Source organism: Paenibacillus sp. SYP-B3998 (assembly GCF_010820665.1).
Lineage (GTDB): Bacteria > Bacillota > Bacilli > Paenibacillales > NBRC-103111 > Paenibacillus_E.
Map to the genome: position 1 here is coordinate 189096 of NZ_JAAIKC010000001.1, position 13545 is coordinate 202640.

At 44.6% G+C, this 13545-nt stretch carries 9 protein-coding genes; 6 read left to right on the forward strand and 3 right to left on the reverse strand.

The annotated features are described in order from the left end of the window. Positions 1 to 70: 70 nt before the first annotated feature. From GK047_RS00870 to GK047_RS00885, 4 genes are all read left to right on the forward strand, one after another. Positions 71 to 1774 carry a sensor histidine kinase gene (locus GK047_RS00870; protein ID WP_163940197.1) on the forward strand — a complete coding sequence of 568 codons (1704 nt, stop codon included), beginning with the start codon at positions 71 to 73 and terminating at the stop codon, positions 1772 to 1774. Positions 1775 to 1890: 116 nt separating this feature from the next. Further along, a complete protein-coding gene (locus GK047_RS00875) occupies positions 1891 to 4539 on the forward strand; it encodes a CBM96 family carbohydrate-binding protein (protein ID WP_240343726.1) in 2649 nt (882 codons plus the stop codon). 186 nt (positions 4540 to 4725) lie between these two features. After that, positions 4726 to 5697: a peptidylprolyl isomerase gene (locus GK047_RS00880; RefSeq protein WP_163940199.1), complete on the forward strand. Its 972-nt coding sequence runs from the start codon at positions 4726 to 4728 to the stop codon at positions 5695 to 5697. A 64-nt stretch (positions 5698 to 5761) separates the two neighbouring features. Further along, on the forward strand, positions 5762 to 7330 hold the full coding sequence (locus tag GK047_RS00885) for a response regulator (RefSeq protein ID WP_163940201.1): 1569 nt from the start codon (positions 5762 to 5764) through the stop codon (positions 7328 to 7330). Between the two features lie 98 nt (positions 7331 to 7428). On the opposite strand, the gene GK047_RS00890 is transcribed toward GK047_RS00885, so the two are convergent. The 3 genes from GK047_RS00890 to GK047_RS00900 all read right to left on the reverse strand — a co-directional run bounded on the left by GK047_RS00890 (position 7429) and on the right by GK047_RS00900 (position 10695). Then, a complete protein-coding gene (locus GK047_RS00890; protein WP_205516184.1) occupies positions 7429 to 8826 on the reverse strand; it encodes an ABC transporter substrate-binding protein in 1398 nt (465 codons plus the stop codon). A 100-nt stretch (positions 8827 to 8926) separates the two neighbouring features. Further along, a complete protein-coding gene (locus tag GK047_RS00895; RefSeq protein ID WP_163940203.1) occupies positions 8927 to 9748 on the reverse strand; it encodes a carbohydrate ABC transporter permease in 822 nt (273 codons plus the stop codon). Further along, positions 9745 to 10695, reverse strand: coding sequence for a carbohydrate ABC transporter permease (locus GK047_RS00900; RefSeq protein ID WP_163940205.1), 951 nt, complete (start codon positions 10693 to 10695; stop codon positions 9745 to 9747). Before GK047_RS00900 ends, GK047_RS00895 begins: the two co-directional genes overlap by 4 nt. Before the next feature lie 206 nt (positions 10696 to 10901). On the opposite strand from GK047_RS00900, the gene GK047_RS00905 reads away from it, so the two are divergent. Further along, positions 10902 to 11630, forward strand: coding sequence for a glycerophosphodiester phosphodiesterase (locus tag GK047_RS00905; protein ID WP_163940207.1), 729 nt, complete (start codon positions 10902 to 10904; stop codon positions 11628 to 11630). 174 nt (positions 11631 to 11804) lie between these two features. Continuing rightward, positions 11805 to 13418, forward strand: coding sequence for an RCC1 domain-containing protein (locus GK047_RS00910; RefSeq protein WP_163940209.1), 1614 nt, complete (start codon positions 11805 to 11807; stop codon positions 13416 to 13418). The last annotated feature ends 127 nt before the right edge of the window (positions 13419 to 13545 follow it).

Sequence of the window (13545 nt, forward strand, 5' to 3'; positions counted from 1 at the left end):
GTCAATAAGCGGGCATTCCCTTTATAATAGAAGGACACATTCCGTATGGGGAAGAAGAGGAGATGTTCGCATGATTCCGCAGTTTCGGTTTACTTTTTACCGGCGCATTCAAATCTCCTTTCTTCTGCTGATTTTGCTGCCGACGGTGCTCGTTTCTTTTTTTAATTACTCAACAACAAACCGACATGTCAAAGAAAAGATAACGCTTAGCAATGAAGCGGTTCTTGCTATCATGGGTAAGGATTTAAGCAAAATGATTGATGATTTAACGTTCGCCTCTAACTTTTTCGTGCAGGACCCCAATGTCAGGAAGCAATTGCGTAGTTTTGCTGATGTTGAAGCCATTGATAGCTCTGCAAAGCTAAATAGTTACCAGCAGATTAAAGATTTTTTCAGTATGATTACGGCCAAAACGATGAACCGAGAAATTATTATGTTCCTAGCTAATCGCTCAGGATTTATTGTGCAATCGGCTGACAGCTATGAACCTGATGACATCATTCATGATTGGAATGCGGTTAGAACACGTGTAGATGCGGACAAACCTCTATTCATTCAATGGCTGGGGTTAGTTGAGGGTGGAGGCAAGCAAGGCCACATTTATTATATGTCCCGCGTTTTACGCGATCCTAGTGATAATGCGTTATTAGCTACACTGCTTATCGGTGTGCCTGACGCGTATTTTCGTAAGTTTTTTCAGCAAACGCCATCGGAAGCGTTGAGCCTGTTTGATGCCAGTGGCGAGCGAATCGCGGGAAGCGCCAATATTCCGTATGAACGTCAGTCCAAGGATCATCGTAACATCCGCAGTGAGCTGGTGATCGATAATGCGGGATGGAAACTTGTATACGAGACGCCAAGCTCGCAGGTAACTGGGCAAATCTCTCGTACCTTCTATTTATCTTTGCTCATTGTATTGCCATTTTTCATTTTATTTTGGCTGATCTCCTTTTTAATTGCTAAGCGGCTTTATCGGCCTGTTCGGTTATTGCAACGAGGCGTTCGGCAATTCGGCGAAGGCAACCGTGCGATTCGTTTCCAAGCCGAGGGAAAGGATGAGATAGCAGAGCTTGGACAAACGCTCAATGAGATGCTGGAACAAATCAACACGCTGATTAGTGATATCGAGCAGGAGCAAGAACAGAAGCGGGTGATGGAGCTGCAGGCTTTGTTTGCGCAAATTAGACCACATTTCTTGCTGAACACACTCAATTCGATTAAATGCAATCTTCGCCTTGTAGATGACACGGTTCATAGTGGACAGATTGATTCTCTAATGAGCATGCTTCGAGCCTATATGCGTATAAATGAGCCTTCTACACTGGAGAGCGAATGTAAGCTGCTTGTTCATTATGTGGATATTATGAAAATGCGCAGCGATCTTGAAGTTTCACTGGATATAACGCTGGCGGACGCAGTTGCTGACAAAGAAATTCCGAAGCTGCTGCTGCAGCCTATCGTGGAAAATGCGATGGTTCACGGCTTTGCCGAGACCAGGCAGGCGCAATCGCGCATTGAGGTTGAAGCGATAGTGATGGAGGGAATGTTGGAAATCCGTGTTTCCGATAATGGCATTGGATTGGTAGCATCCAAGCAAACGGAGTTGAATGAGATGTTGGAGCAAGGCGAGGGGGCAATCCAAGCTTCTTACAAAAGAATTGGATTGTTTAATGTACGGCAAAGGCTTCGTCTTACCTATGGTTCTACGGCAATCATGCGACTGGAAACAAATCAAGGCGGAGGAACAACCGTGCTTTTGCGAGTCCCTTTGTAAAAATACTTCACAAAAGGGTAAAAAATATGCCTTACTATGAAATGGTATCCGGCCTATAGTGGAGAAGTTAAGTAAGGATGTAAGCGCTTAACAATATTATGGGGGAGGGTGAAGTAATGAAACATGTTCGAAGGTTTACAGCGATTTTATTAGCATTGTTGCTTAGTTTGGGACTCGTCCCTATTGCTGCACCACCGCTTGCTCTAGCAGCTGGGAGCACGTACTATGTCGATGCTTCAAGAGCCGACGATAGCGGGAATGGATTAAGTCCTTCCGCTGCCTGGAAGTCATTAGGCAAGGTAAACAGCACCACCTTTCAACCAGGGGATCGTCTATTGTTTAAAACGGGTGGCGTGTGGACAGGTCAGCTATGGCCCAAAGGTTCGGGAGCTGCAGGTAGTCCTATCGTCATCGATCAGTACGGAACAGGCAGCAAGCCTGTAATCCATGGCGCTGGTAATAGCTACAATCAGACGATATCCAAATCAACAACGACTTATAATACGGGCACAGTGCTGCTGAAAAACCAGGAGTACTGGGAGATCAATAATCTGGAAGTGACGAATGACGAAGATTTTGCCACGGATAACAATGATACATCTGCCCTCAGAGGCGGGATCTACTTCGTTATCGATTCCAACGAATCGGATCGCTTATACAGCCACATTTATATCCAAAATTGTTATGTTCATGACGTAGACTCTTATAATAATGCAGGTTCCAAAGAAAATGGAGCGATCATTGGTGTGATTAAAGGAACCTCCGCGACCTCGCAAGTGACAAAGGCTCGTTTCGACGATCTGCGAGTTGTGAACAACACGATTGATAAAGTAGACCGTGTCGCGATTCGATTGGCGGCTCATGCCAATTATGTAGGCGATGACAGCTTTTCTACAACAGCGACGTACAAGTACGGCAACTGGAATACGAACGTCTACATTGCGAATAACGTGATGTCTGATGTGGGTGGAGACGGTATTATTTTGAGGGATACCGATGGAGCGGTTGTTGAGTACAACACGCTTAACAATTTCAGTAAGCGTATTTCCAGCGCAGCAGCCGGAATATGGACGGCCGTTTCGAAAAACTCCGTTTTTCAGTACAACGAGGTGTATGGAGGTCCAGCTTCTAATCAAGATGGATGCGCTTATGATTTGGATGAATTTTTGGAGAACGATGTCTACCAGTACAACTATAGCCATGACAACCCAATGGGCTTCATGCTCTTCATGGGAACGAACAAGAATGATATCGTTCGCTATAATGTTAGTCAGAACGATGGCCTAATTTGGCGCCATTTTGCCTTTAATGAGTTGTCCCCGGCATATGTGTACAACAATGTTTTTTACTATAACAGCGCAAGCAGTGCCATTAATGGAGATACGTCCGTGAAGACGGGCTACAACTTCTACAATAATATTTTCTACAACACGAATCCATCACAGACAACGAACTGGAACTGCACAGGCTGTTGGAACGCTTTGACTTACAACAAAAATGTGTTCTACGAAGCAAGCGGTAACCATTCCACTAATGAGCCGACCGATACGGGAAAAATAACGGCAGATCCACAATTCGTGAATCCAGGCGGTGCGACTCTGGGACTCGCTTCAGCGGATGCCTATAAATTACGCACAGGCTCGCCAGCGCTTGGAACAGGCAAAGTGATCGCCAATAACGGAGGCAAGGACTATTTTGGCAACACGGTATCGGCCACAGCAGCTCCGAACATCGGGATCTATAATGGGGCTGGCCTGAGTGTTACAGCTCCTTCACCTTCCAAGGCTAATCCGATTGCTGACGCCTATGTACGGGATGGTAGTTACGCAGGCAATAATTATGGCTCAGCGAGCATTCTCGGGGTGAAAAGTGAAACCTCAAGCTACAACAGGAAAGCGTACTTGAAATTCGATGTTTCGGGTTATTCTACGATTTCATCGGCTAAGCTGCGTTTATATGGAGGTAATGGTCAAAATTTTGCAAATGTGAATGCTCAAATTTATGGAACTGCGACGGATAGCTGGTCGGAGACAGGCCTTACTTGGAATAATGCTCCTTTGGCGACGACGGGGCTGCTCCAGTCGATGAGCTTAAACAGCATGTATGCATATCGGGAAGTGGATGTTACATCGTTCGTGCAAGACCAGCTTACTGACGGAGCGGCGTCGTTCATCGTGCAGCAGGCAAATCTTGAAGCGAAGCTCATTGAGTTTTTTAGCAAAGAGAGCAGTATCAAGCCTCAGCTTATTATTGTGGGACAACAAGCGCCAGTCTCGTTAACTAAGAGTGCTATAGCCGATGCATACGTACGCGATGGTTCTTATGCAGCAGCCAATTATGGGAGTGACACCACTTTAGTTACCAAAGACGGCACATCGAGCGGATACACGCGGAAATTGTATTTGAAATTCAATGTATCTGATTTGACTAACGGCATTCAGTCAGCGAAGCTCCGTCTTTATGGAGGTAATGTTCAGGACAGCGCAGCTGTAACGGTTCAAGTGTACGGTTCAACGACAGATAGCTGGGTGGAAGCCAGCCTGAATTGGAACAACGCGCCAGCGGCAACAACCAGTCTGTTGGCAGCTGCCACAGTGAATTATGTACTTGGTTACCAGGAGTTCGATGTGACCTCCTTTGTGCAGGATCAACTTATGGATGGCACTGTCACACTTCTTGTACAAGGCGCTAATGACGAGGATAAGACGATACAGTTTAATAGCAGAGAGAACACAGCAAACAAGCCACAGCTTGTGATGAACTAAGTTGTTCTTGATGGACTGACATGAATCTGAATCCAGAATAAAGTTGTTTTCTAAGAACTTTGCTGATTTTTAACAGAGGGTTGTTTTAGCTAGTTCGGAAGGGTGATCTTGTAAAGCACCCTTCTTACTCTTAGATGATCAGGTATTTAAAGCGGTACGGTTAAACAAAAACGAGGAGGACTTGATATGCGTTATAAATACGCAGCTGCAGCGGTCTTCCTTATGATCGCGCTCGGGTGTGCAGGGTACTGGTTTGCGGAGAACAAAATTCAGCTCCACGATGATACGGTTATTGCTCTTGTAAATGGAGAACCCATAGCGTATAGGGAAATGCTGCAAGTATTGAAGCCCCTGCGCAGTACAGTTTCTGCTGAGAAGTTGAAAGAGAACGCGCTAGATGAGCTGGTTAAAATAAAAATCGAGCAGCTGTGGGCCAAGCAGAAAGGGCTTGTGGACCAAATCGATTATGAACATTTTCGTGCAAATTGGATCAATGAAAATAACCGGCGTAAAGAGGCGCTAGCTAAGAAGGAGCCTGTCTACGGACCGAAGCAATATACAGAGGGAGATTATTACCGATACCTACATACGAATCTACAGATTCGGCTGAAGGAAGCGCATGGCAAGGAGGAGTTCGTCTTGACTTCTGAACAGCTTATAGCACGCTATGAGTCTACGAAAGAACGTACATTCAAAAAGCCTGCCTCAATCCGCATTCAGAAAATTGTAGTAGCCTCAGCAGGTGATGCTGCTCAAGAGAAAATCAATCAGGCCGCGGCAAAGTTAGCGCAAGATGAGGATTTTGAACAGGTTGCTCAGGTGTATTCGACGCAACCTAGGATCGAGCAGTTTTTTGACGCGTCGAGGCGTAAAATAGATTTGGAAAATGATCAAGTTGTCGTAGAAATTGCCGATAAACTGGTCATTGGCCAAATTAGCGATGTTATTCAAGATCGAGGGATGCTGATGATCATCAAATGCATAGAGCGAGTAGAAGGTGGTTATGAAGCATTTGATAAAATGAAAGCCAATTTGCAAGCGATCTATACAGATGAGCAGTTTGGGAAGCAGCTAGAAGCTCGCAAGAAGGAAGCGACGGTGGACATTAGGCGTGAAGCGTATGATCGGGTAAAAATAGATGCGATTAATGGACAGTAGGAGATTATGCATACAGAGGGCCGATAGGCTCTCGAATGAAGGAAAATGCTAAGGAGGAATGACGATGTTCAAGGTCATGCTCGTCGACGATGATGTGCCGATGATGAAATACGTAACAAAGCTGATCGATTGGAGTGCGCTCCAATTAACACTAGTAGGCTCTGCCTCATCCGGAGTTAAGGCGCTCGCTTTGTTTCACGAGCATCGACCAGACTTGGTCATTACAGATATTGGCATGCCGCAAATGGATGGCATTGAGCTAGCGGCCGAGCTTCAAAAGCTAAAGCCGGATGTGAAAATTATGTTCCTGACCTGTCATGAAGAATTTCATTACGCGCGCAAAGCGGTCCAGCTAGACGCCGAGGATTACTTAATTAAAGATGAACTGACGACACAGCAATTAGAGTCAGCCCTGCTCAAAACGATTCAGGCCTTAACATCGGATAAGGAGCGGTTCGAAGAGTTAACGTACAAACAAGATATGCTCAAACATCGCGAGACATGGAAAGCGCAATTCTGGAGCGAACTGCTTTCTGGAGTATCCGTAGCGTCAATTCACAGCCAGAGTGCTAGGCTAGGGATTGCGTGGAAGCGGCCGCATTTTATGTTAGCCATAGGCGACATCCAGTATGGTTCATTCCCTCAGAAGTATCGCTATAACGACGTCCCCTTATTGTTGTACGCCATTTCCAATATTTGCGATGAACTGCCGTTAGACGGCTTTTCGTTAGTTACGCTTACTGACAAAGAGACGCGTCTTGTGTGTATTGCTAATTATCAGCATGATCTAACCCGTAATGCGGTTGAAGACGTCCATAAGCACCTTACTCTTTTGCAGCAAAACATCGCCGAATATTTGAAAATCGACATTAGCTTTCGTTTCGGGATGCCATTCAAAGAGGTTGAAAACATTCAACACCAATACCGTTCATTAATGCAGCGAGAGCGCTGGATGTTCTATGAGCAGATGAATAACGTTCAGCCACGCATCGTTGAAAGTAGAATCTGGAATCATGATATTATGGGGGTTCTTGGAGGCGATTGGCAGCGACTTGAAGAGGCGGTCAAAGGCGGCAATGAATTGCTATTAGCAGAAAGTTTAAATGCGCTCCAAGCTAAAGCAGAGACATTGAGACTCGATCCTGATGAGCTTCTGCTCAAAAGCTCGCAGTGGATGCGTCATATGGAGCTGCAGCACAACCAGCCGAGCTTGGACGCGTTTCATCGTTGCTTGCTGCATTGCGGGAGGTGGGAACAGGCCATGCAGCTGCTGCGTAGTGGGATGAGGTCTTTGTTAGGCAGTGCGACAGATGCGTGGATTGAAAAGAAGCCGAAGCTCCAACTCATCGATCAGTATATTTCGGATCATTTGTCGGAAAATATTTCTTTAGTGGATATTGCCAATTATTTGTTTCTAAATCCGAGTTATTTCTCTCGGTATTTCAAACAGGAATCCGGCCTCAATTTCACCGACTATATGCACCGATACAAAATGAAGATTGCGTGTAAATTGCTAAAAGAAAAGCAGCACAGCACGGAAATCATCGCGATGAAGCTCGGCTACATGGAGCGAACCTATTTCTCGAAGGTGTTTAAAAAATATGTCGGCGTAAGCCCAAAGGACTATCGGTGATCAGGCAGTTAGGAAAGAGAGAAGATACCTTGCATGCATAACACATGTAAAGTCTCTTCTCTCTTTGTGACCATAGAAATAAGTGCTTAATGATAGGGCTACTTCACGGTTTTGTTGTAAGTGGCAATTTTCTCTGTAATGCTTTTGGCGGCGCCGTCAAGTGCATCTTTCGGTGCTTTCTTCCCTGTCAAAGCTTCTTCAATGGCACCTTCTACGATTTGGCGAGCCTCTGGGAATACACCCATGACAGCGCCTTGTGTTGCTTTGTTTGCTTTCGTATTGTGCAATTGGTCAATTGCGGTTTGGAACTGTGGATATTTGGTAAGGTTATCTTTCACTAATTGCTCGTCATATGCTTTTTTGGTAATAGGGAAGTAGCCTGTGTTCACGTGCCACCATGCTTGTGTTTGTGGAGTAGTTAGAAATTTAATGAACTCCCAAGCGCCTTTTTGTTCAGCTTCGGATTTGTTGTTCAAGATGTACAAGCTGGCTCCGCCGACAACAACTCCACCGTCTTTGGCATCTGCTGGTTTGGGCAGGGATGCAGTGCCAACTTGGAATTTGCCGTCTGCGCCGGCTACGATACCGCGAAGCGATGCTGTTGAATCCAATGTCATAGCAACCTGACCGGCTAAGAATGCTTTCTTCGTATCATCGGTTTTGCGACCAAGGTTAGCTGCTGATTTGTTGTCGACCATTTGTTTCCACCAAGTCAATGTCTTCACGCCAGCCTCATTGTTGACTTGAGATTCAGTGGCACCCGCTGTACGACCGTTGCCATTATTCAAGTACTCTACACCTTGGTTAGCAAAGAATTGCTCCATAAACCAGCCGTAAATAGCGAAGGAAGCGCCTGATTTGCCATCTTTGCTAAGCGTCTGTGCGGCTTTGGCAACATCTTCGTATGTTGTAGGCGGTTTCTCTGGATCAAGGCCTGCCGCTTTAAACAGGTCCTTGTTGTAATATAGAATCGGATTGGATGTATTGAAAGGCATGGAGTAAAGCTTGTTGTCGAATTTATAATAGTTCAAAATGTTGTCTTCGAGTTGGGATAAATCGAATTTATCGGCATCAACAAAGCTTTGCACGGGTGTGATGGCCTTGGAATCGATCATGAAACGGGAGCCAATTTCGTATACTTGAATGAGAGAAGGGCCGCTCTTGGTGTCCATAGATGCCTTCATTTTATTGATACTCTCGTCATAAGTACCTTGGAATACGGCTTCGACTTGAACATCTTTATGGGAAGCGTTGAAATCCGCTACGAGCTTGTCCACAGCTTTACCTAGTTCTCCGCTCATGGAGTGCCACCAAACAACTTTGACTGGGGTCGTTGATTTTTTGGCATCTGCGGCTGTCGGGCTTGCGGCTGGGGAAGTTTTGGCGTCTCCGGTAGGGCTGGAGCCTGGCTTCTCGGCGGTACCGCAAGCCGTAGTGAGCATCATAACGAGCGCTGTCATCGCAATGACGGAGCTTCTCATTTTCAAATGTTTCATTTCTTGGTTTCTCTCCCTTTATGGTTGTTTATTTATGGTGATCGTCTCCGGCATCAAGCCGCAGATGAGGGTCCATCTGGTAATCGGGTAAGTGAAATTATTAACCTTTCACAGCGCCAGCGGTCAGACCGCGAACAAGCTGTTTCAAGCCAAGCACAAGCAGGAGGAGCGAAGGCAGCAAGACGATGGTGACGCCTGCCAGCACCAGATTCCACACAGTAAGCTCTTCGAATTGCAACATGGCAATGCCAATTTGTACGGTTCTCATTTTCTCGCTATTCGTGATCAGCAGTGGCCACAAATACATATTCCATGAGCTGAGGAAGGAATATACCGCTAAGGTTGCAAGCGCGGGACGCGAGAGCGGCAGTACGAGACGGAGGAAGCAGCGGATATGACCGCAACCGTCAAGCTTGGCAGCTTCGAATAGCTCGCGTGGCAGCTGAAGGAAAAATTGGCGCAGAAGGAATGTGCCGAAGGCGGACGCTAGGAACGGAATCGTCAAGCCCTGCATGCTGTCGAGCCAGTCCCATTTCTTCACAGTCAAATAGTTCGGGATGATGGTAACTTCCCAGGGAATCATCATCGTAGCCATGAAAATGGCAAAGATGAAGGCTTTTCCTTTGAAGGAAATATTGGCAAAAGCATAGGCAGCCATACTCGCGGTTAGCAGCTGCCCGAGCATGATCGTGATGGATACAATCAAGCTATTCGTCATAAATGTACCGATCGGCACTAATTTGATAACGTCTAGAATGCTGCCGATATAGAAGCTGCTGGGCCAGAAGCGCGGAGGGTAAGATGAGGCTTCAGCTGGCGTCATGAAAGTCGCCGTAAAGGTATAGAAGATTGGATATAAAATAAGAGCGGCGAAAATCGATAGCACGACGTAAACGAGTGTATGTTGTAAACGATTTTTCATTGATAGTGTACGTTCCTTTCAAAAGCTTTAAATTGCACAACGGTAAGAAGGAGAATTAACACGAACAGTACGATCGCTTGCGCGCTTCCCGTTCCAAACCGGAAGTTGATAAAGGCATCCTGATAAAGCGAGTAGACGAGCACATCGGTAGCGTTCACGGGACCGCCCTTGGTTAAAATATGAATTTGACCAAAGGACTGAAAAGCCCCTATTATCGATACGATCGTGACGAAAAACACAGTTGGCGACAAGAGCGGCATAATAATTTGCACAAAAGTACGGAAAGGTCCGGAGCCGTCGATTTTAGCGCTGTCATAAATCTCTTCAGGAACGCTCTGCAGTCCGCTTAGAAGAACAATGTAATTAAACCCGAGATTCATCCATACGGTCATCATTGAGACGGAGAGAAGCGCCCATCTTGGGTCAGTCAGCCAGGCAACAGGTTCAAGCCCGACTAGGCTGAGCATGTAATTGAGCATGCCTACGCTTGGATGAAAGAGCATCATCCAGATGACGGCTGATGTACCGACGGAGAGAACAACAGGCAATGAGAACACGAATTGAAAAATGCGCATGCCTTTTAAATGGTTGTGCGTGAGTGCGGCAAGCAGCAGAGCAAGCGCGATGCCAGTCGGTACGGTTAGCAGTGTGAACAAGCCTGTAACTTCAAGGCTTTTGTAAAAGCGTTCGGATGTGAAGATGGCAACGAAATTATCCAAGCCAACAAAAGAAGCGACCCTTCCGCGCGGATCGGTTTCATGCAGGCTAAGATAGACAGACTGCACAAGAGGATAAAAAAGGAAGATGCCGAACAGCAGCAAGGATGGAAATAAAAATACATAGCCGAGCGCGGTTTCTGTCCATTTGGCTGCGGTGAGTGTTCTTGTTTTGCCTTGCAGCTTGAGCGTTTGGGATGGAAGCTGTAAATCTTTTTTTATGGTATGCATGCTGAATCCTCCACGAACTTAATTAAGCGCTTAACCCATCTCTAGGTTATCGCTACTGTATTTGTGCAGTGTTAAGCGGATGTAATATAATTGTGGATTTTCTCTATTCATTTACATAAGCTTAATGAATGTTCACTGGGCAAAAGTTGATAAATACCCTTATAATTTGAACATAAAATTAAGCAGATCAGTTGGGAGTGGTAACGATGGAGAGGCAAAAGCCGATCGTAATTGGACATCGAGGAGCGGCAGGAGAAGCGCCGGAAAATACGTTAGCCTCTTTTGCGCTTGCTTTGGAGCAAGGGGCCGAGGGTATTGAGCTGGATGTACATATAACGAAAGACGGAGAGATCGTCGTCTGTCACGATCCTACTTTGGAGCGGACAACGAATGGTGCCGGATGTATTTGCGAGATGACATGGGATGCTGTGAAACAATTGGATGCGGGGGCTTGGTTTTCAGAAGCATTCCGTGGAGAGCGGGTTCCCTTGCTCCGCGAAGTATTTGCTTTGGTGCCCGCGGGGATTCTCATCAACGTGGAAGTCAAGCATTCATACGAAGGCCGCATGGAGCATGCACTTTTGGATTTTTTACGCAAAAGCGGTAGATTAGAGGACGTGGTGATCTCATCATTCGACCACAAATGCATCCGTCGGATTAAGCAAGCGGAGCCTGCGGCAAAAGTAGGCTTGCTGTATGCGGCTAACTTACTTAATCATGCCGCTTACGCGCAGCAAATGGATATCGATGTGTTCTCGCTGCATCCGTACTTTCACTCTTTTGATCAGGATGACGTCGATGGCGCCGCAGCCGCGGAACTTGCCGTTTATCCTTACACGGTTAATCGTCCAGAGGATTATCAGAGGATGATTGATTACGGGGTGACGGGGATTATTACGGATTACCCAGGGCGGTTGGCGGAGTTTCTTAAATGATTGGATAAAGATAAAATAAATGCGATGGTTATCCAAGGAGTCAGTTAAATGGCTGCTGGGATAGCCTTTTTAGTATATACAACTAAACTCTTTACTATTAAACTATGAACTAGTATATACTAGTAAAGGAATTATAAACCAATTTTAAACGGAAAATAGGAGGAGTTAATTTTCATGTTCAGACATCATCGACAGGTGCTAGGACTTACTTTATTTATGTTTATTTTTTCTGTTTTTATGCCTTTAGTTGTTTTTGCAGCACAGTCATTTCAAGTAAATTATAGTTTCTCAGATGGTAAAGTAAGTGGAGCTGTATATACGGATGTCTATGATTCTAATTCTATCAAAATTAAAGCGAACCTATCTGATGGCAGTTCAATTAATATTACTGACGCCATTTATAAAAATGTTTATGCTGTTTCAGATGCGGTTTATAGAATAGAACTTGCTGGAATAGCACCAACTCAGTTAGCTATAAGTTCAATAACAGTTTTTGATGGAGTTTATAGTAATTCTCAGAATAAAAGTGTAGTTGACGCAGTTTATTCGTTCTCATATGAGAAGAAAGACACTGTTTGTAGTACGGATTCACAAATTAGCTCAGGATATTTTACTTCTTATATTTTAAAAGACGATTGTAGTGTCTGGTTTGCTGGAGCAAGCAATAGCGGGAATGTAGTAAATTTTGAGAAAGTTTCTGGGTTAGATCATGTGAGTAAAATAGCTGCAGGTGGTGGTCATACACTGGTGCTAAAACAGGATGGAACTGTCTGGAGCTGGGGCAGTAACTATAATGGAGAATTAGGCAACGGTAGCACTGTAACCTCACAAACATATCCGCAACAAGTGAAATTGCTTGATGATATTATTGATATCACTGCTGGAGCACAGCATTCTTTAGCGCTTAGCAAAGATGGTACTTTATGGGCTTGGGGAAGGAATGATTTTGGTCAGTTAGGAATAGGAACATATGACGATCATACAACAAATTATGGGAAAAATATTCCAGTTAAAATTAGCAGCATAGATCATGTTGTGCAAATAGCTGCTGGAAATATTCATTCTCTAGCGTTAAAAGATGATGGCACAATCTGGTCATGGGGGCAAAATGGCAATTTTCAATTAGGCGATGGTACAACAGTTTTAAGTAGAAATACGCCGACTTTAGTTGAAAATTTAACTCATGTTACAAAAATATCAGCTGGACTATTTCACAGTTTAGCTGTGAAAAATGATGGAACGGTTTGGTCTTGGGGGACAAATTTTTATGGGCAGTTGGGAGACGGTACTTTGACATGGAGAAATTATCCCGTTAAAGTATTAAATTTAGAAAATGTAGCGTCAGTAAGCTCAGGTTTCCATAATCTGGCGTTAAAGAAAGATGGCACGATCTGGAGCTGGGGGCATAATTCGTCTGGACAATTAGGTGATGGCACTACAACCGACCAATTAACTGCACTAAGAGTAACTGGGCTTGAAGATGTTAAAAATATATCTTCTGGCGCCTATCATTCCGTAGCGCTTGAGAAAAATGGTAGTATCTGGGTTTGGGGTAATAATGCATATGGACAATTAGGCGATGGAACATTTAAAGATTCTTTCTTACCCAAAGAGATCGTGCCCGGAAGTGTAGAAGAAGGTTTTATATATGATTTAAATAGCCTTACTAAAAAGTTTGATGCTTATATTGTAGGAGATCAGAACGGACTACATTTACAAAATAAATCAGGTAAGATTATTGGAGATTTGTATTATGACACCATAGAGAAGAGATATAAGTTTAAATAAAAAGTGGTTGGGGGATTTTCAGATTTGACGTAAATCAATAAGATTTTAAGTTGTATGTATAAAAGTAGCGCCAAGATGTTTTATGGCGTTACTTTTATTATTTTCTGAGGTACTAGTCAAAGTTAGT